This is a genomic window from Lentzea sp. NPDC102401, assembly GCF_044765805.1.
GTDB lineage: Bacteria > Actinomycetota > Actinomycetes > Mycobacteriales > Pseudonocardiaceae > Lentzea > Lentzea sokolovensis.
The window spans coordinates 263,766-286,104 of the sequence record NZ_JBIWKS010000002.1 but is presented as its reverse complement, the minus strand read 5'-3'; the positions used below and the strand labels follow the sequence as shown (position 1 = coordinate 286,104).

Below are 22,339 nucleotides of genomic sequence, written 5' to 3'. Positions count from 1 at the left end.
ATGGCGGGGTGGAGTCCACGCGCATCGACCGCTGGCTGTGGGCGGTCCGGCTGACGAAGACCCGCCCGGACGCCGCCCAGGCGTGCAAGGGCGGCCACGTGCGCATCAACGACAAGCCCGCGAAGGCCTCGGCGACCGTCGTTCCCGGAGACACGGTCCGCGCCCGCGTCAACGACAAGACGTGGACCGTCATCGTGGTACGCGTGATCCAGAAACGCGTCGGCGCGGCGGACGCGGCCACGTGCTTCCTCGACCGCACTCCCCCGCCGCCGGTGGAGGCCCCGATCGCGCGGCGCGACCGCGGTGCCGGGCGTCCGACGAAGCGGGAGCGACGCGTGCTGGACCAGTTCCGCTCGCAGAACTAATCCAGGGCGGACAGCCTCATCGTCTCCAGGTGCCCGACCTCGCCGTGGTCCAGCACCGACTCCAGCAGCGACGCGAGCGAGGAACCGAGGACCGGGACGTCCTGCGGGTGGTCGCCGGACCGGAAGATCACCCAGTGGGTCCGGCTGGTGGGGAAGTCGGTGACCTCGCCGGCGGTCCGCCCGTCCGCGAGGTCGAACACGGGCTGGACGTGGTGGCGGCCGAGCCGTTCACTCTTCACTCCGTCGTAGGCACGCACCCGCCAGGTGCCGCCGTGCAGCGACGCGGTTCCGACGCGCTGGTAGAGCGCGATCAGCTCGCCGCCTCCCTGCACGCGGTGCCGCACGGTGATCTTGTTCCCGAACAGCTCCGCCTCCTCCTCCGTCGGCCGTGGTGGAGTCCACTCGTGCTCGGCGACCAGGCGGTCCAGCACCCTCGCGATGTCCGGTGGCCAGGGCAGCACCGCCCAGCCCGCCACCGGTTCCAGAGCGCCGTCCTCGTGCTGGGTCACGCCGGCCAGGCCCGCGTCCAGCGCCACCGCGCTGATGTCGAGCCGGTCGTTCACGTTGATCACCGCGCGGCACAGGGTGGCGGGCACGCTGTCCGTGGTGACGGACGGAAAGATGTCGTCCCGCGGTTCGCCGATCGGGAGATCCAGCATCGGATTGGGCACGTTCGCGTCCCTGAGAAAGTCCAGGTACGGGTAGAAACGCGTGACCCAGCCGGTGACGTGGTCGCCTCCGTAGGCGTCGACCGGGTTGTAGATCCGCTGCCAGAACTCCTTGTCGGCGTTGCCTTCGGCGGCACGCACGAATTCGTCGGTGATCGGTCGCAGCGAACGGCACCAGTGCTCCAGGCCGAACCTGGGCAGGTCGTCGATCCTGGCGCGGATCCTGCGCCAGTCGTCCGGCGTGCCGGTCAGCGTGATCGACGGGATGCCGCAGACCGCGATCATCCAGTACCCGTAATAGGGCGAGTAGGCGTCCATCATGGCGACGCGGCCCGCGAGGCGTTCGACGGCGGTGCTGGTGCTGAAGTCGCACTCGAAGATCGTGTCGCCGACCTGCTTCGCCAGCCCCTCGACGACGGAGTCCCACGTGTCGGCGGGGCCGTAGTCCACCGTCAGCGCTGCCTTGCCCTCGTGACCCACCAGGATCGGCCGCAGTTCCTCGGCGTTCAGCTTCACGTGGTCGGAGATGCCTCGCGCGATAGTCAGCCACACCGCGTCCGGGGAGAGGATCAGCGGCCGGTGCTCGGCGAACGCCTTGCCGACGGCGTGCAGCAACGGGTGCACGCCGTTGGGCTTCAGCATCCGCGCGTTGCTTCCCGTGGCGAGCGCTCCGGGGAACAGTTCGGTGATCGAGAGGGTGGGCAGCGAGTCGGTCACCGGCGTCACATCATCGACCGAAAAGGTCTGCATTCCTTATCCTACAACGACTTCAGCCAGCTCCGTCAGCGATTTTCCGAGCGGCAGGTCGACGCGCAGCGAGGCGTGCGGATCGCCGCGCGTCTCACCCCGGTTGATGATCACGACCGGGATTCCGGCGGCCGCGGCCCTGCGCACGAACCTGAGCCCGGACATGACCGTCAGCGAGGAGCCAAGGACGAGCATCGACCGGGCGTTGTCCACGAGTTCGTAGCACTGCTCGACGCGCGGGCGGGGCACGTTCTCGCCGAAGAACACGACGTCGGGCTTGAGCACGCCGCCGCATTCCGCGCACGGCACGACCACGAAGTCCTTCACGGTCTCCTCGGGCAGGAAGACGTCGCCGTCCGGGTTGACCTCGTCCGTCGTCGCGTGGAAGTCCGGGTTCGCCTCGCGCAGGCGGCGGTCGAGGTCGATGCGCGGCGAGAGCAGCCCGCAGTCCAGGCAGATCACGCGGTCCAGGCCACCGTGCAGTTCCACGACGTCCGACGAGCCCGCGGCCTGGTGCAGGCCGTCGACGTTCTGGGTGATGACGCCGGACAGCTTGGCCGACAGCCTGGTGACGGCGTGGTGGCCCGCGTTCGGGTGCGCGCGGGCGATGGTGCGCCAGCCGACGTGGCTGCGCGCCCAGTAGCGCTGCCGACCCGCCTGGCTGGTGGTGAACTCGTCGTAGGTCATCGGGGTGTGCTTGCGCAGGGACCCGCCCTCGCCGCGGTAGTCGGGGATGCCGGACTCCGTGGAGAGGCCCGCACCGCTGAGCACCAGCACCCCACCCTCAGCGACGATCGGCACGACGTCGGTGAGGGTGGAGGCGCGCGGCAGTGACGGGCCCGGGTTCGACCAGCTCAGAGTGGGCCTAGTTCGCACTTCACCAGCTTACGTACCACTGTCGAATCTCGGCCTCCGCCGCCGCGACGTTGCCGCCCGACGGGGCTGTGACCAGCGCGAACTGCCGACCCTGGCCTCCGTGGAGCAGCAGTTTGCCGCCGTCGACGGCCGACGGCACCGAGCTGATCACCAACGGCGAGCGCAGCGACTCCGGCAGGTGCAGTTCGGTCGGCGCGCTGCCGCCGTTCGAGTCCCAGACGATCACGGCGAACGGGGCCGAGCCGACGAGCGCGCGGACGTTGGGGAGCGGGATCTGCTGCCAGGTCTGGTAGGCGCGGTCCTCGTAGGTGAACGCGAGCGTCGTGCCCGCGACGGCCTGCGGGTAGACGCGGTCGACGATCGCCCGGTCGACGTTCAGCACCGCGTTGCCGTTCGCGTCGAGCTTGACCGCCGAGAAGTGTTCGTCGTTCATGGCGTCGCCGTCGGTCTTGACCTTGCCCGGGTTGTCGTTCATGAGCTCGTGGTGGCGGCCGTAGTTGGTGTCCCAGTGCCACTGGCTGCCCGAGATCACGCTCCCGCGCGGCGCCGACCACCAGCGCGCGCCCGACGCCGTCGAGTCGAGGCCCTGGTAGATCGCCTTGAGCACGGACGGCGTCTTGTCGGAGGTGTAGCCCGAGACCGGGTGGCCGAACTCGGAGACGATCGCGGTGGTGCCCAGTGCCGCGGCGCGCTGGCGGATCGTGCCGAACGCCTCGGTGTACTGGCCGTCGGCCGCCTTGCCCGGCATCAGGACTCCCGACTGCGCCTTGCCGTCGTAGAAGTGCGCGTTGAACACGAACCGTTCGCCGAGGCCGGGCACGAGCGTGAGGCCGCCGGGTTCGGCGAAGAAGTCGACGTTCTGGTTCCAGAACACCAGCGGTTCCACGAACGCGGGCTTGGCCGCCCAGCCCGCCTCGTCCATCTCGGCGCGGAAGCGGTGGTAGAACGGCATCAGGAGGTCGCGCTCCCACGTCTGCGAGGTCTGGCCGGCGTCGTACTTGCCGGCATAGGGCTCGTTCAGCGGGTCGACGCCGACGACGAGCTTGAACTCGTTGGCGGGCAAGGCTTCCCTGACGTGCTTGAGCGCCTCGCCGGCCGCGTTCACGAACGAGTCCTGCACGCCGCCGCGGTTGTGCCAGAAGTCGTAGGTCGCGGCGGTGACGGCGTTGTTGTTCTTCATGTTCTGGCCCCAGTGGAAGCAGAGTCCGCACGACTCCTTGGGGTAACCGCTTGCCGCCCAGGCCGGCGCGCCGTCGCCGGTGTACCAGCTGTCGGAGTTGAACAGGTGGCGCGAGTACAGGTCCTGGTGGAAGTCGAGGTAGACGCGGATGCCGAGGTCGGTGAACTGGCGCAGCTGGTTCGTGACGCCGTCGAGGTAGGCGTGGTCGATCTGGCCTCGCTGCGGTTCGATCCACGCCCACGTGAGCAGGAACCGGACGGCGTTCGCGCCGGTCAGCTGCTTCATCGCCTGCGCTGATCTGCGCGCGTCGGCCGTGTTCGCGAAGGGAAGCCCGCGGTACTCGGCGAGTTTCGCCGTGCCGGAGACGTTGAAGCCGCGCAACACCACCTCACGGCCGTGTTCGTCGCGGAAGACCCCTCCGGACACCCGCAGCTCGGAGCCGTCGAACGACTCCGCGCGCACCGGTGTGACCACCAGGGAGAAGAGGAACAGGACCACCAGCAGAACCGCTCGCCGCATCGCCGCCGCCTTTGGGAACGTGAACGAGATTCGCATTGAACCGTAGCCGGTCGTTCCGCGTTCGACCAGCGATTCGACGATCCGCGTCGTTCCACGAGATCAGAACGGCCTGGAACAGCCCGCGGGCTGTTCCAGGCCGTTCACCAGGCTCTGGGTGCCGGTCAGCTGAACTGCGCCGCCACCAGTTCGGCGGTCTTCGCCAGCAGCGGCTCGTCGGCCCCGCCCTTCGGGGCGTCCTTCTTCGTCGACAGCACGGCGATCACGATCGGCGCGCGGCCGGGCGGGAACGCGATGCCGACGTCGTTGGTGGTGCTGTAGTCGCCGGTGCCGGTCTTGTCGCCCCAGCCCCACGCCGACGGAAGACCCGCGCGGACGCGGTTGCCGCCGGTCGTGTTGGCCAGCAACCACTTCACGAGCTGGTCGGAGTCGTTCGAGTTGAGGGCGTGGCCGAGGGTCAGGCGCGCGTAGCTCTGGCCGATGGCACGCGGTGACGTCGTGTCGGTGACGCGGCCCGGTTCCGCCGAGTTGAGCTCCGGCTCGTAGCGGTCGAGGCGCGTGACCGGGTCACCGATCGAGCGGCTGAAGCGGCTGATGGCCGTGGGGCCGCCCAGTTCCTTGAGCAGCAGGTTGGCCGCGCAGTTGTCGCTGTAGGTGATGGTCGCCTCGCACAGGGCCGAGACCTTCATGCCGTTCGCGAGGTTCTCCGGCTTGCCGGTGATCGGCCCGTAGCCGGACTTGTCCACATCGGACTTCGTGTAGGTGATCACCTTGTTCAGCAGCGATCCGTCGCGGTCCTTGCGCAGGATCGCCGCCGCGGCGATGGTCTTGAAGGTCGAACACATCGGGAAGAGCTCGTCCGCCCGGTGCAGCACCGTGCGTCCGGAGCCGGTGTCCGTCGCGAACACGCCGAGGCGCGCGTTGTGCTGCTTCTCGAGCTCACGCAGCTTGCCGGTGACCGTCGAGGCCTGTGCGGTGGCGGGCACGGCCACGGCCAGCGCCGCTCCGGCGCCCAGTGCCAGCACGGCACGTCGGTTAACGCTCAACGTCCTGTCCCCTTCTTCGGAAACCTCTCCACAGGACAGGACGCGCGAGAGATCAACTGGTTGTCACGCGATTCGGCGCCAGCACGCGAGGTAGGTCAGTGCGGCGATCAGCGACCCTGCCGAGGCGAACGAGCCGGCGCCGAGGTAGATGACCCACTCGTCGGCGTTCAGACCCTCCTGGGCCAGCGGGAACACCCACAGGATCGCGCCCAGCGCGAGGGTGGCCGTGGCGACCAATGACCAAAAGACCACGAGCACGACCCGGCCGACGCGCCGCGGTCCGGTGTAGGGCTCCAGGGATCCCTTGCGCTGCAACCACCACGCCGCCAGCGCCGCGATGGCGAGCGCGATGCCGTCGGCGGCGAGCGTGTCGCTGAGACGGTGCCACTTCGCGGTCAGCGTGTACTGGCCGATCGCGGTGGCCCACGGCAGCACGAAGAACAGCATGACACCGCGCCACTTCCACGGCACCACGATGATCGCCGCGAACAGCACGGTCATCGCGATCGTCGTGTGTCCACTCGGGAGACTGTTGTGCGCGTAGTCGCCGGTGACCTCGACCAGCGCCGGGCGAGGCAGGACGAACCGCTTGAGCGCCTGCACGACGACCTGACCCGCGACGATCACGCCCACCGCCGCGATCGTGAGGTCCCAGCGCTTTCTGAGCACACCGACGAGGGCGACCGCCACGACCGCGGCGGCCAGCGAGTAGATCGTGATCTGCCCGAGAGCGTTCCAGGCGGCGTCCGATTCGGACACGTTGTCCTGGTCGGCGCCGCGCAGGGCAGCGTTCTCGATGGTCTGGCCGGCCTTCGTCAGCACCGCGAGCACGTACACGATCGCCGCGAAGACGAACCCCGCCGCCGCGACCACGGGCCACCGTCGATGGTTCACGCGGGGAAGTCTGCCGCCGTTCGGCCTAGTGTGCCTTTTGAAGATCGATCCGGTCGAGCACGGCGGTGATCGCGAGGTCCACGGTGTACTGGAACTCGGCGTCGCGGTCGAACTCCGCGAGGTGCGGCGCCGTCGCGACCACCGAGGTCAGTCCGGCGGCTTCCAGCACGTCCCGGCGCGCGCCGTCGTCACCACCGAACGTCGGTGCCGCCGACACCTCACGCAGCAACGTGCCGATCAACGTGGCGAGCAGCATCCGCAGCAGGTGCACGGATTCCTGGGCCGAGGCACCCGCGACCAGCAGAACGGCGAGCACCGCGTCGACCGGCGCCAGGCCCTCCAGCGACGACAGCTGACGGGTCAGCACGAGCGGCGCGGCGCCGGGATGGGCCAGGGCGCGCGAGCGGAACGCGTCGGCGATGGCGTGCAGGTCGCGGCGCGCGTCACCGGTGGGCTCGGGCAGGACCAGGCCACCCAGCAGGTGTTCGGCGACGGCGTCGAGCAGGCCGTCCTTGCCGTCGACGTGGTTGTAGAGGCTCTTCGCGTCGACCCCGAGCGCCCGCGCGACGGAGCGCATGCCCACGGCCGCGACGCCCTCCACGTCGATGACCTGCAGCGTCGCCGCGACGATCGACTCGCGGGACAGCAGCGGCGTGCGCGGACGCCCTCGGCGCGGTTCAGTCACCCGGCCATTGTGCCTTGCGGATATCCACGCCGTGGGTTTAACCTCCGAATTAACCCACACTGTGGGTATTGGAGGGGATGATGAGCTTCACCAGGATCGACACGCTCGACAAGATGGACGTCGAAGGCGGGCCAGGCGCGCGGCTGCGGGTCGTGCGCGAACGCGGCGAGGCGTTCCGGCGGGAGTTCGCCACGACCGGCACGCCGGGCAGCATCGTCACGCGCGACCTGGTGACGTTGCCCTACCCGACGCGGTTCGGGCTGTTCAGGGCGTCGCGGGCGATCGCGCCGTTCCTGTCGATCACGAACCGCATGCTGGTGATCCGCTGGCACGACGACGGCCGCGAACGCATCCTGCTGTTCGAGCCGAGCGACCACGAGTACGGCCGGTACACGCCGTACTTCGAGGACCTGTCGGGCCGGACGCCGGACGTGATCGAACGGCGCATGGTCAAGGTCCACGGCACCGTGCCCGGCCACCTCGAACGACTCGGCATCGCGCCCGAGGACGTCGACTACCTGATGTTCGACCACCTGCACACGCAGGACCTGCGGCGCTGGATCGGCGCCACGCCGTACTTCCCGAACGCCAAGGTGATCGTGCAACGCGACGAGCTGGCGGCCCTGACCGAACTGCACCCTCTGCAGAAGCCCTGGTACCAGCCGGACACCTACCGCGACCTGCCGCAGGAGGCGTTCCTGCCGATCGACGGCTCGGTCGTGCTGGGTCCGGGCGTCGCGGTGATCAAGACCCCAGGCCACGTGTTCGGCAACCAGAGCCTCGTCGTCAACACCTCGACCGGAATCTGGGTGAGCAGCGAGAACGTGATCGCCGCCGAGGCGCTGACGCCCGAGCACTCGAAGCTGCCCGGCCTCGCGTCCTGGACGCGCCGGTGGCAGCAGGAGGTCGTGCTCAACGCGAACACCGTCGAGACCACCGCCGACCAGTACAACTCGATCATCCTGGAGAAGACGCTCGCCGACCGCAGCCAGGCCGACCCGCGGTTCGTGCAGTTCTTCCCCTCCAGCGAACTCACCGGCGCCTGGACGAACCCCGGTACCACACCCACGTTCAGCCACCGCCAGATCGTCCACTGAGGAGCTTTCGATGCCTTCGCGTTTTGTCCTGCCGCCCGAGGAAGTCCTGCAAGCACGCGAAAAACTCGTGCTCGACCACTTCCGCGACGAGGTGGCGCACGACTGGGACGCCACGCTCTCGACGTTCCCGCACCCGCACTACGAGGTCATCGCACAGATGGTCGTGCACGACGGTGATGACGCGGTGCGGCAGTACTACACCGACACGCGCGTGGCGTTCCCCGACCAGCACCACGAGCTGATCTCGTTCCGGCACAGCGTCGACGCCGTGATCGTGGAGTTCTGGCTGCTGGGCACGCACCTCGGGCCGTTGGGCAAGATCCCGGCGACCGGCGGCAAGCACCGCACGCGCATGAACGCGTACTTCATCTTCGACGCCGACGAGAACCTCGTCACCGAGCGGATCTACTTCGACCAGCTGTCCGTGCTGAAGCAGGTGATCGGCGGCATCGACCGCAGGAAGCCGAGCGGTCTGCGGAAGTTGTTGCAGGTGCTGCGGGGCGTCCTCGCGATGTCGGGCAGCCGGCCGGACGCGCGCCTGACCGACACGACGCCGCCCGATCTCACTGCTCCGAACAAGTAGTACTTCGAAGCCCCCGAAACGCCCCGGCGCGCGATCGACGACCACGACGGCGCCCAGTGGCGTCTCGACGCGGGCGCCCCGATCGGAGACCGGGGCGGCATGGGCCAGGTGTTCGCCGGTCTTGCGGCCACACGACGCGGGAGGCGGTCACCGGCGCCGTTCGGTCGCCCCCCAGCCGGGATTGATCCGCTCGGTCGCCTCGGGGTCGATGGCGTGCCGTGCCACGTGCTTGCCGGGCTTGGGCTTCTTGCTCATCAGCATGAGCGCGACGGCCACGACCAGCCCGATCGTGGCCAGGCCCGCGGCGACGGCGCGGGCGGCCGGGTGTTCGAGGATCAGCGTGCTGATGGTCAGGGCGAGCACGAGCGCGGCGATCGGGCCGATGACAGCGATGTCCGAGCGTTCCTCAGGCTCCTGCGAGGGCTCCGCCGGGGGCGTCACCTGCACGACAGGCGCGTACACCTCGATCGTCTCGAAGTTCCCGCGCGGCTGCTCGTAGGGCGGGGGCCGTAAGCCGGGAGGGACCGTCACCCCCGCCATGCTGCCCGAGGAAGGCGCGCCGCCGCAAACCTCGCATTTCACAGGACGTACGTGTTCCCATGTAACGCCTGGTCATAGGGAGGTTCGTCATGTGCCGGTGGCTCGCGTACTCCGGTTCTCCGGTGCTGCTGGAGGAACTGCTCTACGCGCCCGAGAACTCGCTCGTCATGCAGTCCAAGCACGCCAAGCTGGGTGCCACGGCGGTGAACGGCGACGGGTTCGGCATCGGCTGGTACGGCAACACGAGCACTCCCGGCCTCTTCCTGAGCACCGAGCCGGCGTGGAACGACCGCAACCTGCGGGAACTGTCCGCGCAGATCACCGTCGACCGGGTGTTCGCACACGTACGGGCCTCCACGGGCGGCGCTGTGCAGCGGTCGAACTGCCACCCGTTCCGCCACCAGAACTGGTTGTGGATGCACAACGGGCTCATCGCGAAGTTCCCGCTGGTGCGGCGCGAGCTGATGCTGGCGATCGACCCCGTGCTGTTCCCGCTGATCGAGGGGTCGACGGACTCGGAGATCATGTTCTACCTGGCCGTCAGCTTCGGGATGGAGCAGGATCCGCCGGCCGGGGTGGCGCGCATGGTCGAGTTCGTCGAGGACGTCGGCAGGCGTGCGGGCGTCGAGTATCCGATCCAGATGACGGTCGCGGTGACGGACGGCTCGACGACCTGGGCGTTCCGCTACTCGAGCCGCGGCAAGTCGCGGAGCCTGTTCCACAGCACCGACGTGTCGACGTTGCGCCGCCAGTACCCGGACAACCCGGCGCTGCACCACCTCACCGACGACTCGCGGCTCATCGTGTCCGAACCGCTGGCCGACCTGGTGGGGGCCTGGCAGGAGGTGCCGGAGTCGACGTGCGTGGTGGTCAGGCCCGGCGTCGAGGAGGAACTCATGCCGTTCAAGCCGTGAATCGTCAGGTGACCGTCAGTTGACGAACCGCGATTCGTCATAGCGTCTGGTGCTGCCGCCGCCACGGACCCCTCGGAGAGGTTCCACATGCTCACCACGGCAGCGGCAGCACTCATCGCCCTATCCGCCCTCGCACCCGCACAGGAGACCCCGGCGCCCGTCCTGGAGGTCGTGACCGTCAACGGCTCGGGATGTCCGGCGGGCGACGCCGACGTCCAGACCGACGGCCGGACGTTCACGATCGGCTACCACACCTTCCTGGCGCGGGCCGGCAACGGCTCGTCCCCGCTCGACCAGCGCAAGAACTGCCAGATCAACCTGCGGGTGACCGTGCCGGAAGGCTTCACCCACGGCCTGGCGAGAACCACCTACGAGGGCTACGCGCACCTCCAGGACGGCGCGACCGGCCTGAACCGGGTCAGCACCTACCTGCAGGGCACCTCGCCCACCGCGACGGTGAGCCATCCGTTCACCGGGCCGTTCAGCGACAGCTGGCAGACCCACTACCGCCCAGGCTCGGCCGAGATCCAGTGGGCGCCGTGCGGTGAACGGCGCAACATCAACATCAACGCCGAGGTCCGCGTCGCGCTCGGTTCCGCGGACCCCGACCGGCTCAACTTCGCGATCGTGGAATCCAGCCGCGGCGCGGTGCGCGTGAAGCGCTGCTGAGCTCCCGCCTGGTGGCGGTGATCGCCGCCGCCACCAGGCCGATGATCGCGACCCACGTGTACGCGTCGCCGTAGACGTGCTCCTGCCACGACCACAACATCTCCTTGTCGCCGGTGCTCGGCAGCCACGTGAAGGGCTGCACCAGGAAGATCACCAGCAGCGTGCCGAGCGTCGGCCACGCCCAGCTCCTGCGCGCGAAACCCAGTGCCAGGAAGGCAGGAACGCACCAGACCCAGTGGTGCGACCACGAGACCGGCGAGACGAGCAGGCTCGCCGTCGCGATCGCGGTCAGCGCCGCGACCTCGTGGCAAGCCCGGTGCGCGGCCACGACCGCGAGCGCCACGACGATCAGCGAGAATCCCAGCCACAGCAACGACTCCGCGTGCTCGCCGGGGTTGATCCGGTGCAGCACACCGCGCAACGACTGGTTCGCCATGTACGCGAGGCCACCGGCCCGGCTCGGGTCGAGCAGCGCGTGGAACCAGAACTCGGCGGAGTCCTCGGCGGCGAACAGGAATCCCAGCACGGCCATGCCGGCGAAGGCCATCATCGACATCGCGGCCGCGCGCCACTCCCTGCGCACCAGGAAGTACAGCAGGAAGATCAGCGGGGTCAGCTTGATCGCGGCGGCCACCCCGACCAGCAGGCCGCGCAACCGCGGGTCGCGCACAGCCAGGCAGTCCACCACCACGAGCGCCATCAGCACCAGGTTGATCTGTCCGAAGAGGAATGTCGAGATCACCGGTTCCAGTGCCACAGCGAGGATCGCGGCCGCGGGCCCGACGGTCCACACGACGTTCGAGCGCTGGGTGAGACGTGCGGTGACGAGAACGCTCACCACCGACAGGCACAGGAAGTTCACCACGACCACGAGCGAGTTCGCCGCCCACACCGGCAGCAGCGTCAGGCCGCTGAACAGCACCGCGGCGATCGGCGGGTAGGTGAACGGCAGTCTCGGACCGTCCAGCGCACCGGGGAAGTCGACGTAGAGCGCCTGTCCCTGCAGCCAGGCCACCCCGCCGGTGCGGTAGACCTGCAGGTCGAGGAAGTAGAAACCCATGCTCAGCAAGGAGATCGGCAACGCTGCCAGTGCCACGAGCCACAGCACTCGCACGACCTTGCGTGCGGCCACCCAGCGGTGCCGCGTCAGCAGTCGTCTCCTGCCGGACTCGAACGCGCCGGCGGACATCGGCGGGACCTCGCCGGCGAGCCCCCTGATCAACAGCATCTCGTTCACGACTACTTCTTGGCCGGATCGCGGATCGGCGTTTCAGCAAAGGGACTGTGACAGTCCTCATGGGAACGCTCAGGGGGTCGTCGACCAAGAGGGGACATGACCCACGAGCAGTTCCTTGCGCTGAAGCGCTTTCCCGCGCTGGACGGCGTGCGCGCCATCGCCGCGTTGATGGTCGTGTTCTTCCACTACGGCGGGCCGGGCTTCCTGCAGGGATGGCTCGGGGTCCAGATCTTCTTCGTGCTGTCCGGGTTCCTGATCACCACGTTGCTGCTGCGCGAACAGGCGCGCGACGGGCGGATCAGCCTGAAGGAGTTCTACCGCCGCAGGGCGTTCCGCATCCTGCCGGTCTACTTCGCGGTCCTGCTCGTCACCGCGGCGGGGCTGCTGATCGCCGGGCAGTTCTGGCAGAACCCGCTCGGCCGTGACTTCCCGCTGTACCTGACGTTCCTCAACGAGTTCGGGCACGGCGGCGCGTACGGGCAGTCGTGGTCCCTTGGCGTGGAACAGAAGTTCTACCTCGTGTGGCCGTTGCTCGCGTTCGCGCTGCTACCCCGTTGGCGGCCGATGGTGACCGTCGGACTGATGGCGCTCGCGTTGGCCGTAGTTCCGTTCACGGTTTCGTCCGACCCCAAGGGCTGGTCGGTGCACTACTTCACCGTGCTCGTCGGCTGTGCGCTGGCGTTGCTGATGAACGACGAACGCGGGTTCGCGTTGATCAGGCCGTTCATGACGCCGTGGGTGATCCTGCTGTTCCTCGGCGTGCACCTGTCGGTTCCGCTCATCTCCGGCGCGTTGGACGGCGCGATCCCCGGTTTCGTGTCGGTGGTGCCGATCTACGCGGTCGCCGTGGGGCTGGTGCTGCCCGCGCTGCTGGCGCCGGGACTGGCGCAACGGGCGCTGGCGGCTCGCCCGATGGTGTGGCTCGGCGAGCGGTCGTACTCGATCTACCTGGTGCAGTCGGTCGCGCACTCGATCGTGCTGCTCACGGGCGCATCAGGCCTGTTCATGGCGCTGCTGACGTCGGTGGTGGCGATCGCGATCGCCGATCTGACCTACCGGTTCGTGGAGCTGCCGATGATCAGGCGAGGCAGGTCACACCGTGCGGCCGGGAATGCGCCGGCACCGATCGGCCAATAGTTTCCGTGAGCACCGAGACAGCGCCGCCGGCGCGAACAGGAGGGCCGGGGGTGACGAAGCCTCTGGACGGGGACGCCTGGGTCGAGCTGTACGACCGGCACGCCCGCGATCTGCACCGCTACCTGGCGCTGCGGGTGGACGCCGCGATCGCGGACGACCTGGTGTCCGAGGCGTTCCTCATCGCCTGGGAACGCCGTGAGAGCTTCGACCCGGCCCGCGCGAGCGTCAAGGCGTGGCTGTTCGGGATCGGGACGAACCTGCTGCGCCAGCACGTGCGCTCCGAGGGCAGACGCCTGCGGGCCTGGGCGCGCGACCACGGCAGGCGCGGGGTGACCGACCGCGTCGACGACCGCACGGCGGCGGTGGTGGACGCCAAGTCGCTGCTGAGCGATCTGGGCGAGACGCTCGCGGACCTGCGGCCGGAGGAACGGGACGTGCTGCTGATGGTGGCGTGGGCCGATCTGAGCGCGGCCGAGGTCGCCGAGGTGACCGAGACGCCGGTGGCGACGGTGCGGACCCGGTTGTTCCGGGCACGCGCCAAGCTGCGGGCGAAGATCAACGGACAGGAGGGTGACGACGATGCGTGACGTGACTCGTCAGGTCGAGGACGAGACGGTCAAGTGGGCGATGTCGGACGTCGCCCCGATGAGCGACGAGGCGTTCGACCGCGGCCGCGCGGCACTGCTCGCCCGGATCGACGCGGAGGAGTCCGCCGAGGTCGTCGCGCTCGCACCCCGGCGCCGGCGCCGGATCCCGGTGGTGGCCGCGGCCGCCGCGATGGTCGTGATCGCGGGCGCCGCCCTGATCGCGCCGTCGATGATGTCGCGCGACAAGGGCCCGAGCGTGGGCAGCGCCGCCGCGGCCGAACTGCTCCACCAGGCCGCGACGCACACCGGTGACGCGACACTGCGACCGGGCGAGGCCCTCCAGGTGCTGCGGTACGCCCGCTGGTCGGTGTCCGACTCCGAGCACAGGTGGATGTACCTGCAGGACCAGACGCTGCAGACGTGGATCCCGTCCGACCGCACGGACACATGGCTCTACCGGCACACCAAGACCGGCGAGAGGCAGTGGCTGATCGGGTCGGAGCAGGACAACGCGCGGGACGTGCCCGAGAACCTGCACACCGACGGCGAGTTCACCTCCACCGGCGGACCCGCGTTGCACGACAGGATCAAGCCCAGCTTCCGCGACCCGTCGCCCGAGTACCTCGCCTCCCTTCCTCCCGACCCGCGCGAGCTGTACGGAAAGCTCCGCGACGAGGTGGCGGGCAACGAGGGCCTGACCTTCCTGCAGATGATCAACGACGGCCTGGACACCGGTGTGTACCCGGCGCGGGTGCGGGCTTCGGTCTACCAGGCTCTGACCTACCTGCCGAGGCTGGAGATCGTCGAGGAGGCGGCCGTGATCGACAGTCGCAGCGGCACGGCGCTCGGTGTCACCGAGAACGAGACGACCGAACAGATCGTCATCGACCAGGCCACCGGCGAGTACCTCGGTTCCCGCACGGTGCTGGCGAAGGACGCGTGGGGCCTGAAGCGGGGTCAGGTCATCGGCACCACCTCGGTGACGACGAAGGTCGTGGCGGGCCTGGGGCTCGGTTCCTGACGCCCTGGTAGGAACGTGCGCGTGGCAGATCAGTTCGCGACGGTGATGCGGCGGTTCCGGCTGCGGGCGGGACTCACCCAGGACGAGTTGGCGCGGCGATCCGGTGTCTCGGTCAGCACGATCCGCGGCATGGAGACCGGCAAGCGCCGAAACCCGCAGCTCACGTCGGTGCGGCAGCTCGCGGCCGCGCTCGGGCTGACCGACGGCGAGCAGGACGAGCTGCTGGCGGCGGCGACCGGACGGCCGGTGGTGGCGACGCCCGTGCCGCGCCAGCTGCCCGCGCCGCCCGCGCCGTTCGCGGGACGGCAGGACGTGCTCGGCCGGGTCGGCACCTCGGGGATCTCCGTCATCTCCGGCGCGGGCGGGATCGGCAAGTCATGGCTCGCGTTGCACTGGGCGCACCGCAACGTCGCGCGGTTCCCCGACGGCCAGCTCTTCGTCGACCTGCGCGGATTCAGCCCCGGCAGCACGCCGATGGATCCCGCGGCCGCCGTGCGCGGGTTCCTCGACGCGCTGGGCGTCGAGCCGAGCCGCCTTCCGGCCGACCCGCACGCGCAGGCGGCGATGTTCCGCGGTCTGGTCGCGGACCGCCACGTGCTGCTGGTGCTGGACAACGCCGCCGACACCGCCCAGGTCGTGCCGCTGCTGCCGGGCGACGGCACGTGCGCGGTCGTCGTCACCAGCCGCAGCACGCTCACCGGGCTGATCACGGGACACGGCGCGCACCACATGTCCGTCGGCACGCTCACCGCGGACGAGGCCTCCAGCGTGCTGACGGCCCGGCTCGGTTCCGCGCGAGTCGAGGCCGAGCCGGACGCCGCCGCCGAGCTGATCGGTCAGTGCGGCGGGTTCCCGCTGGCGCTGAGCATCGTCGCGGGCCGGGCGTGCGTGCAGCCGCACCTGACGCTCGCCGCGCTGGCCCTCGAACTGCGCGAGAGCACCCTGGACGCGCTCGACGACATCGACCCGGCCGCGAGCCTGCCCGCCGTGCTGTCGTCCTCGCACCGCGCGCTGACGGCCGAACAGGCCGAGGTGTTCTCGTTGCTCGCGATCGCACCGGGCCCGGACATCAGCCTGCCCGCGGCGGTGAGCCTGACCGGTCTCGGCGAGCACCGCACCCGGACCGTGCTGCGCGCCCTGACGCAAGCCTCGCTCGTCGTCCAGGACGCGGCCGGCCGCTACGGCATGCACGACCTGATCCGGCGCTACGCCACCGACCTGGCCGGTGACACTTCCGATGCACTGCAACGCCTGCTGGGCTTCTACGCACACACCGCGGCCGCCGCGGACACCGTCGTGGAGACCCACCGCCACCTCATCGACCTCGCCCCTTCGGAATCCACTCCGCTGCCGATGCCCGACATCGGCACGGCCATGGCGTGGTTCATCGCCGAGCACGCCACCCTGCTGGCAGCGCAACGAGTCGCGGCGGAACGCGGGCACCACGCGAGGGCGTGGGAGATCGCCTGGGCGCTCAACAACTTCCACTACCGCCAAGGGCACCGGCACGACCAGCTGTCCGCCTGGCGCACCGGCGCCGCCTCCGCGGCCCGGCTGGACGACCCGATCTCCCTGGCGCTCGCCCTGCGCCTGCTGGGCCGCGCACTCGTCGTGCTCGGTCACAACGAGGAGGCGATCGCGCACATGCAACGCGCCCTCGAACTGGCGGAGGAACACGGCGACGCGGCACACCAGGGCCACGCCCACTACACCCTCGCCTCCGCCTGGGAACGCGAAGGCGAAGACCGCAAGGCACTGGACCACGCCCGGCAGGCGCTGACGTTGTACCGCTCCATCGGCCAAACGGCCTGGGAGGGCAACGCGCTCAACGCCGTCGGCTGGTTCCACGCCCGTCTCGGTGAACACGACGCCGCGTTGGAGCACTGTCACAGCGCCCTGGCGTTGTACCGGCGAATCGAGGACCTGGGCGGCCAGGCGCAGACGCTGGACAGCCTCGGGTTCACCGAACACCACCGCGGCACGTACGCCGAAGCCATCGGCCACTACCAGGAAGCCATTGCGCTGTATCGGGTTCTCGGCAACCTCGTCGAAACGGCTGACACCCTCGAACGGCTCGGCGACTCGCATTTCGCCTCGGGGGAACGTGATCAGGCGCGTTCGGTGTGGGAGGAGGCGTTGGAGTTGTATCGGCAGCAGGGACGCGCCGACGAAGCGTCGTCGCTGGAGAAACGCCTGGCCTGACAAGGGAGGAGGACGGCGCCTGGGGCTTTGCGCCGTCCTCCTCCGTTTCGCGGTCAGGGGGTCAGAACATCGCCCACCCCTTGCCGTTGCCCTGGTGGATCAGGCCGTCCGAGGTCTCGTACTTGCCGCCCGGGCCCATGTCGGCGGCGCTGTTCACCGGCCTGCCGTTCTTGTCGTAGTAGTTGTTCTTGCCCTTGTTCTTCATCTTCGGCTTGCCGGTGCCGAGCCCGGTGTTGGCGTACTTCGGGTCGGGCTTGTGCGTGGGTTTGGCCTTCGCCTCATTCCGCTTCTGCTCGTGAGCCTCGTTGTGCAGCCCGCGGCCGGCGCCGTAAAGCGAGGCACCTGCCGCGGTGGTACCGGCGTACGCGTCGATCGCGGCGTGGGAAGCCGCACCGGCGAGCTTCGCCGTGCCGCCGGCCAGACCACCGAAGACGCCGACCGCCGCGAGAGCCATACCGGCACCGTCGTGGTTCGACGCCGCGATGCCGAAGTCGATGACCGCGGCCACGACGGAGACGCCGACTATCACCGCGCCACAGACCGGGCACACGACCGCGACAGCGGGCGCAATGGCGCCGACGACGCTGATCGCGGTGCTGACCCACTCCCACCACAACCCCGTCGGATCGAACTTGGTGATCGGATCGTTCGCCGAGTAGGTGTAGCCGTGCATCTGCTGGGCATCGTTCGGATCGACGACCGGGTCGACGGACAGGAACCTGCCCATCGTCACGTCATAGGCACGAGCACCGATCTGGGTCAGTCCGGCCGCGCTGTCGATCGTGCCGCCGACGAACCCCTTCTCACCGGGGAACGAAGTCGCAGGGCCACGGGCACCACCGAACGGCAGCTGCCGCCGCTTGGTCACCGTCAGGTCGCCGGTGTTGATGGCGATCTGCGAGGTCCCCTGGTGATCACCGGTGAGCCAGGAGATGCCCTTGCCGTCGCGCACCGCCACGACGTCGCCGCCGTGCTCGTAGTACCGCGTCGGTTCGAGCTTGCCGGTCGCCTTGACGAGCCGGAGCTCCTGACCGTCCAGGTACAGCGTGATCGACGTGCCGTCTCGCCGGATCAGCCGTCCGCCGTTCACGCCGTGGACGAACTCCGTCACCTGGGCACCCTCGGTGATCTTGACGAGGTTGCCCTCCGCATCCCAGTCCAGGGTCTGCCCGGAACGCTGCGTCGTGTTGCCCGTGGCGTCGTAGGCGTACGTCTCGGTCTTGGTGTCGGAAGGCGTCTTCGTCGTCACCGACTTCACCTGGTGCGCACCACCGGCTGGCGGGAAAGCCCCGGTGCGGACCGTGTCACCTGCTGAGGCGTGCTGGGTCTCGCTGAGGCGGTTGCCCGTCTTGTCGTAGGTGTAGGAGTGCCAGTAGGGAGCCGGTCCGGACAACGCCGCGGTGCTCGGGTCTGTCCCGCAGCCGCCCGAGGACGTCCAGGCCTCGGTGAGACGCTGGAGCGCGTCGTTGCGGAAGCACTGCACGTCGTCACGATCGGCGATGGACGTGATGCCGCCGAAGTCGTTGTACGCGTACCTGGTGTCGGCCTGCACCGGGTTCGGGACCTCGGCGTCCACGATGGTCCGTTCCAGCCTGCGCAGGTTGCTGTCGTAGTAGCGCGACAGCCACACGCGCTTGCCGGTGGTGCCGAGCTGGGTGCGGGCGAGTTCGCCGTACCTGGTGTAGTCGGTCGCGGTGACGAGTTCCTGGGTCTCGCCGCCGGCCGCCGAGTTGGTCTTGCTGATCCTGCCCAGGTCGTCGTACTCGTGGTTCACCGACTGGGCGGGCAGGTCGCCGATCGCCGCGAAGGCCGTTCCGGACAGGCTTCCGTCCGGGCCGTAGCGCCGCTGGGAGGTGTAGGTGCCCGCCAGAGTCTGTTCCGCGGCCGGAATCGTGACGGTGGTGCCGAGCGACTGGCTCAGCCGGTTGTACCCGGTCGTCTCGGTCTTGTACGCGTTGCCCGCGACGAAGTGCGTCTCGGCGGCGATGAAACCCTTGCCGTAGGGGGCCGTGTCGTAGACGCGGTCCGACAGCACGGTGCCGCTCTGCTTCGTCTTCGTCCGGCGACCGAGGTCGTCGTTCTCGTAGGTCAGCGTCACACCGCGAGCGTCGGTGGCGCTGGTCAGCCTTCCCTCGTCGTCGTAGGACATCTGCGTGGTGCCGCGGTCCGGGGACTCCTCCTTCACCTTGCGGCCGCGCAGGTCGTAGGTCCACCGCCACGTGCTGCCCGCCGGGTCGATCACTGTCGCGAGCTCGCCGGACGGCGTGTAGGTGTACCTGGTGGTGTCGTTGGCCTGCTTGCTTTCCACGATCTCGTCACGGGCGTTGGTGACGGTTTCGGTCACCGTGCCGCCTGCAGGTGGGGTCACCACCGTGCGGTTGCCGTGGTAGGCCGTGCGGGTGCTCCACTTGTCGGCGGCGCCGGCCTTCGTGGTGACCTCGATCGGGCGGCCTGCGCCGTCGTACTTCGTGACCTCCTGTGAAGGGATGTCGACGTCGCTCGCCACCCACAGCTTGTCGTCGACCGCGCTGTCGGTGAAGTAGGGCCTGGTGGTCTTGGCCTTGCGGCCCTGGGAGTCGTAGCGGGTGTCGGTGATCAGGCGGCCTCCGCCGTGCGCCGGTGACTGCACCTGGCGCAGCCGCAGGAGGCCGTCGTAGATCTCGTTGGTGTCGATCGGGGTGCCGTTGGCGCCGATCCTGGACGTGGACACGACGGTGGGCGCGTCCTTGCGGTGCTGGTAGCCGAACTTGACGGTGCCGCGGGTGCCGGTCGAGCGGTCGCGGTTGGGGAGCCACACCTCGGTGCGGCGGCCCAGTGCGTCGTAGGTCGTCTCGGTCCTGCGGTCGTTGGCGTCGACGTTGGCGGTCTCCTGGCCGAAGAACGGTTCCGTCGTCACGGTCGTCTTGTGCCCCAACGGGTTGGTGACGACCGTGTCCTTGGCGATTCCGGTGGCCGGCGAGTACGCCGTGGTGGTGATCTTGCCCAGTGCGTCGCCCGATGACGTGACACGTCCGTACGTGTCGTAGGCGGCGGTGGAGGACGGTGCCCACACCGGGCCGGCGGCCGGGCGTTCCCGTGCGACCTCGACCCTGGTGATGTCACCGGCGGTCGGTGCCTCGCCGAAGGCCTTGCCGTCGAAGGCGTTGCGCGTGTCGCTGATCGCGTCGGCGGGGAACTGCGCGGCGACGGTGCACGCCGCCGAGACCGCCTCGACGCGTGACAGCGAGGTGAGCAGCCACTTGTCGGTGTTGCGGGCGTAGGTGTTCCGCGTGCACTTGTCGTCGTCCGCTGTCGACGTGTCGCCGAGGTCGTTGACCGTCAGCGGCTGCGCCCGGTCGTCGTAGGTGCGTTCCGTGCGCGTGACCCGACGGGGCGCGCCCGTGACGGTCGTGAACACGGATTCGTTGCCCTGCCGCACGATGTACGCCTTGCGCGCACCGCGGACAGCGGTCGGGCCCTGTACGGCGAACGTCCTGGTCGCCTTCTCGACGAGCTCCTCGGTGTCGCCGAGCCGCGTCTGCGACTCGTACTCCTGGCCGCGCAACCACTCGTCGTCGGTGCGGATCATGCTCTCCGAGTCGGTGAACCTGCCGCCCGTGCCGCGGTGGAAGCGCTTCTCGGTCAGCGTGACCGGGCCGTGCGGATCACCGGCCCTGCCGTGCCGGATCTGCACCTTGCCGAAGCCGCGGAACTGGTTCCAGGTCCGCCACTCCTCCTTGATCACCTCCGAGTCGTCGAGCACCCACGCGGCGCCGTCGAGATAGCTGTAGCGGCTGACCATCTCGGTGTTGGCCGAGATGCGGTCGGACCTCGTGACCTCCTCGACGACGTACTTGTGGAAGTAGTCGGTCCGTTCGGCGATCGTCCTGCTCTGCCACTTGGCCGGGAAGCAGCGCAGGGTGTTCGTCTCGGGCCTGGCCGGGTCGGCCTTGCAGTCCGGCTCGGCGTACTTGATCGTCGTCACGCCGCCGCTGTCGGACACGATGCCGGTGAGGCGGTAGCGCAGCAGCGGTCCGACGCCGTCGATCCTGACGACGCGGTTGGGCATCCGGGTGCCTTCGAACGTCACCTGCGGCAGCGGGACGGGCGTGCCGGCGAGGCCGGTGTGCGTGATGCCCTTGAGCCACAGCGCGGCCTTCTCCGGGGCGCCGGTGGTGGCGGCGGAGGGGTACAGCTGCTCGAGCTGCCAGCGGTCGGCGTCGTTCCAGCCGCTGCCGTTCCACACCTTCGTGGTGATCTTGTCGAGCCGCTTGGTGGACCAGAACGTCGGCGAGTGCTTGTCCTTGCACGTCGCCGTGTCGCACTTGTCGTCCCACGGCACGTCCGGCCAGTTGTCCTTCTTGTCGGGCGTGCAGTTGCTGCCCGGCACGCACCGGTCGGCCGTGGCGAACTCGACGCGGCCGGTCGCCTGCTGACCGTCGCGATCGCCGTACTCGATCGACTTCAGGGTGCCGCCGCGCACGTAGGGAACGGCGGTGTCCTTGGTGTTGGCGCCGTAGGAGTTCGTCTCCGGCGCGTAGGTGTAGGTGATCACGTTACCGTGCCGGTCGATCACCCTGTCGAGGTTCCACCGCCACACCTGGGTGCAGGACGAGGCCGCGAAACTGGCGCCGTGGCACGGTTCGCGGTCGTCGTCGCCGTACACCGGCACGGTCCAGGCCGCGTCCTTGCGCGTGCCGAACAGGTACTGGGTCCCGTCCGGCGTGGTGATGCGCCAGTGCTCGCCGTCGTTGTCCCCGTTATCGGCGCCGGTGAGCCGGTCGACGCGGGAACCGTTGTCCTCACGCAGCCGGAAGGCGCCCGAGGTGTCGTCCCGGATCAGCTCCCCGAACGACGACATCGCGTTGTCGGTGCGCCAGCACAGGTCGCCGGACTCCTTCGGTGGCGTGGTGCCACCGGTCTTGTCGTCGGCGCACGCGCCGTAGGACCGCTCGACGAAGCCCGCGGACAGGTCCCAGCCGTCTCCCACCCAGGAAGCCTGGTTGTTCGTCGCACTCGTTCGTCCGTCCACACTGGAAGACGAGTACTTCAGCGCGAGCTCCGGCTCGAACCCGCCCGGTGCCGGCGGCACGCGCAACGGGTAGTTCCAGCCGAACTCGCCGGTGTTCGGTGTGACGTCCCACGAACCCGAGGGCGCCAACGGTGTCGCGGCAGGCGTGCCACCACCTTCCGGCGCCGCACCCCCGCCCTGGTCGCCGTTCAACGCCTCGCGACTGGCCTGGTCCTGCGCCCGCCCGTCCATCTTCTGCTCCGTGACCGGCGCGGACGCCGTTCCCGGCAGCGGCACGGACGGACCGGCGGCCAGCGCCACCCCGGTGACCGTCGTGGTGAACACCGTCGCTGCCATCAGGACAGCCGATGTTCGTGTCAACAAC

At 69.3% G+C, this 22,339-nt stretch carries 18 protein-coding genes; 9 read left to right on the top strand and 9 right to left on the bottom strand.

From position 1 onward, the window contains the following. Positions 1–8 precede the first annotated feature (8 nt). Positions 9–365: an RNA-binding S4 domain-containing protein gene (locus ACIRG5_RS07260; protein WP_330277674.1), complete on the top strand. Its 357-nt coding sequence runs from the start codon at positions 9–11 to the stop codon at positions 363–365. Here the strand turns inward: ACIRG5_RS07260 and ACIRG5_RS07255 are convergent. The 6 genes from ACIRG5_RS07255 to ACIRG5_RS07230 all read right to left on the bottom strand — a co-directional run bounded on the left by ACIRG5_RS07255 (position 362) and on the right by ACIRG5_RS07230 (position 6,977). Next, positions 362–1,783, bottom strand: a complete 1,422-nt coding sequence (locus ACIRG5_RS07255) for a DUF4419 domain-containing protein (RefSeq protein ID WP_402901530.1) — start codon at positions 1,781–1,783, stop codon at positions 362–364. The genes ACIRG5_RS07260 and ACIRG5_RS07255 overlap by 4 nt on opposite strands. Positions 1,784–1,786: 3 nt before the next feature. Beyond that, positions 1,787–2,656 (bottom strand): NAD-dependent protein deacetylase, encoded by an 870-nt coding sequence (locus ACIRG5_RS07250; RefSeq protein ID WP_402901527.1) that lies wholly within the window; start codon positions 2,654–2,656, stop codon positions 1,787–1,789. 1 nt (position 2,657) lies between these two features. Beyond that, the gene (locus ACIRG5_RS07245) at positions 2,658–4,355 is read right to left on the bottom strand and encodes a cellulase family glycosylhydrolase (protein WP_402901524.1); all 1,698 of its coding nucleotides are present in this window, start codon (positions 4,353–4,355) and stop codon (positions 2,658–2,660) included. A 161-nt stretch (positions 4,356–4,516) separates the two neighbouring features. Next, positions 4,517–5,398, bottom strand: a complete 882-nt coding sequence (bla, locus tag ACIRG5_RS07240) for a class A beta-lactamase (RefSeq protein WP_402901521.1) — start codon at positions 5,396–5,398, stop codon at positions 4,517–4,519. A gap of 63 nt (positions 5,399–5,461) precedes the next feature. After that, the gene (locus ACIRG5_RS07235; protein ID WP_402901518.1) at positions 5,462–6,292 is read right to left on the bottom strand and encodes a phosphatase PAP2 family protein; all 831 of its coding nucleotides are present in this window, start codon (positions 6,290–6,292) and stop codon (positions 5,462–5,464) included. A gap of 25 nt (positions 6,293–6,317) precedes the next feature. Further along, the gene (locus ACIRG5_RS07230) at positions 6,318–6,977 is read right to left on the bottom strand and encodes a TetR/AcrR family transcriptional regulator (protein WP_402901515.1); all 660 of its coding nucleotides are present in this window, start codon (positions 6,975–6,977) and stop codon (positions 6,318–6,320) included. 80 nt (positions 6,978–7,057) lie between these two features. Between ACIRG5_RS07230 and ACIRG5_RS07225 the strand changes: the two genes are divergently transcribed. After that, positions 7,058–8,074, top strand: coding sequence for a hypothetical protein (locus ACIRG5_RS07225; protein WP_402901512.1), 1,017 nt, complete (start codon positions 7,058–7,060; stop codon positions 8,072–8,074). A 10-nt stretch (positions 8,075–8,084) separates the two neighbouring features. Then, on the top strand, positions 8,085–8,657 hold the full coding sequence (locus tag ACIRG5_RS07220; RefSeq protein WP_402901509.1) for an ester cyclase: 573 nt from the start codon (positions 8,085–8,087) through the stop codon (positions 8,655–8,657). A 147-nt stretch (positions 8,658–8,804) separates the two neighbouring features. On the opposite strand, the gene ACIRG5_RS07215 is transcribed toward ACIRG5_RS07220, so the two are convergent. After that, a complete protein-coding gene (locus ACIRG5_RS07215) occupies positions 8,805–9,188 on the bottom strand; it encodes a hypothetical protein (RefSeq protein WP_402901506.1) in 384 nt (127 codons plus the stop codon). Positions 9,189–9,286: 98 nt separating this feature from the next. Between ACIRG5_RS07215 and ACIRG5_RS07210 the strand changes: the two genes are divergently transcribed. Both ACIRG5_RS07210 and ACIRG5_RS07205 read left to right on the top strand, forming a co-directional pair. Next, positions 9,287–10,111 carry a class II glutamine amidotransferase gene (locus ACIRG5_RS07210; RefSeq protein ID WP_402901504.1) on the top strand — a complete coding sequence of 275 codons (825 nt, stop codon included), beginning with the start codon at positions 9,287–9,289 and terminating at the stop codon, positions 10,109–10,111. 87 nt (positions 10,112–10,198) lie between these two features. Further along, on the top strand, positions 10,199–10,780 hold the full coding sequence (locus ACIRG5_RS07205; RefSeq protein WP_402901501.1) for a DUF4360 domain-containing protein: 582 nt from the start codon (positions 10,199–10,201) through the stop codon (positions 10,778–10,780). Here ACIRG5_RS07205 and ACIRG5_RS07200 read toward each other — a convergent pair. Next, positions 10,725–12,008 carry a glycosyltransferase 87 family protein gene (locus ACIRG5_RS07200; RefSeq protein WP_402903070.1) on the bottom strand — a complete coding sequence of 428 codons (1,284 nt, stop codon included), beginning with the start codon at positions 12,006–12,008 and terminating at the stop codon, positions 10,725–10,727. The two genes, ACIRG5_RS07205 and ACIRG5_RS07200, sit on opposite strands and share 56 nt — an antisense overlap. Before the next feature lie 105 nt (positions 12,009–12,113). Here ACIRG5_RS07200 and ACIRG5_RS07195 point away from each other — a divergent pair, with 105 nt between their 5' ends. The 4 genes from ACIRG5_RS07195 to ACIRG5_RS07180 are packed head-to-tail and all read left to right on the top strand — an operon-like array spanning position 12,114 to position 16,964. Next, the gene (locus ACIRG5_RS07195) at positions 12,114–13,154 is read left to right on the top strand and encodes an acyltransferase family protein (RefSeq protein ID WP_402901498.1); all 1,041 of its coding nucleotides are present in this window, start codon (positions 12,114–12,116) and stop codon (positions 13,152–13,154) included. Positions 13,155–13,204: 50 nt separating this feature from the next. Beyond that, on the top strand, positions 13,205–13,741 hold the full coding sequence (locus ACIRG5_RS07190; protein WP_402901495.1) for an RNA polymerase sigma factor: 537 nt from the start codon (positions 13,205–13,207) through the stop codon (positions 13,739–13,741). Beyond that, positions 13,734–14,762 (top strand): hypothetical protein, encoded by a 1,029-nt coding sequence (locus ACIRG5_RS07185; protein WP_402901492.1) that lies wholly within the window; start codon positions 13,734–13,736, stop codon positions 14,760–14,762. Before ACIRG5_RS07190 ends, ACIRG5_RS07185 begins: the two co-directional genes overlap by 8 nt. A gap of 21 nt (positions 14,763–14,783) precedes the next feature. After that, the gene (locus ACIRG5_RS07180; RefSeq protein ID WP_402901489.1) at positions 14,784–16,964 is read left to right on the top strand and encodes an ATP-binding protein; all 2,181 of its coding nucleotides are present in this window, start codon (positions 14,784–14,786) and stop codon (positions 16,962–16,964) included. 61 nt (positions 16,965–17,025) lie between these two features. Here the strand turns inward: ACIRG5_RS07180 and ACIRG5_RS07175 are convergent, their stop codons facing one another. Continuing rightward, the gene (locus ACIRG5_RS07175; protein ID WP_402901487.1) at positions 17,026–22,311 is read right to left on the bottom strand and encodes an RHS repeat-associated core domain-containing protein; all 5,286 of its coding nucleotides are present in this window, start codon (positions 22,309–22,311) and stop codon (positions 17,026–17,028) included. Positions 22,312–22,339: the final 28 nt, after the last annotated feature.

Excerpts from the sequence above, each read along its gene's own strand:
- ACIRG5_RS07245 (WP_402901524.1), bottom strand. The coding sequence starts at position 4,355 with ATGCGGCGAGCGGTTCTGCTGGTGGTCCTGTTCCTCTTCTCCCTGGTG.
- ACIRG5_RS07185 (WP_402901492.1), top strand. The coding sequence starts at position 13,734 with ATGCGTGACGTGACTCGTCAGGTCGAGGACGAGACGGTCAAGTGGGCG.
- ACIRG5_RS07195 (WP_402901498.1), top strand. The coding sequence starts at position 12,114 with ATGACCCACGAGCAGTTCCTTGCGCTGAAGCGCTTTCCCGCGCTGGAC.
- ACIRG5_RS07255 (WP_402901530.1), bottom strand. The coding sequence starts at position 1,783 with ATGCAGACCTTTTCGGTCGATGATGTGACGCCGGTGACCGACTCGCTG.
- ACIRG5_RS07225 (WP_402901512.1), top strand. The coding sequence starts at position 7,058 with ATGAGCTTCACCAGGATCGACACGCTCGACAAGATGGACGTCGAAGGC.
- ACIRG5_RS07175 (WP_402901487.1), bottom strand. The coding sequence starts at position 22,311 with ATGGCAGCGACGGTGTTCACCACGACGGTCACCGGGGTGGCGCTGGCC.
- ACIRG5_RS07200 (WP_402903070.1), bottom strand. The coding sequence starts at position 12,008 with ATGCTGTTGATCAGGGGGCTCGCCGGCGAGGTCCCGCCGATGTCCGCC.
- ACIRG5_RS07210 (WP_402901504.1), top strand. The coding sequence starts at position 9,287 with ATGTGCCGGTGGCTCGCGTACTCCGGTTCTCCGGTGCTGCTGGAGGAA.
- ACIRG5_RS07220 (WP_402901509.1), top strand. The coding sequence starts at position 8,085 with ATGCCTTCGCGTTTTGTCCTGCCGCCCGAGGAAGTCCTGCAAGCACGC.
- ACIRG5_RS07205 (WP_402901501.1), top strand. The coding sequence starts at position 10,199 with ATGCTCACCACGGCAGCGGCAGCACTCATCGCCCTATCCGCCCTCGCA.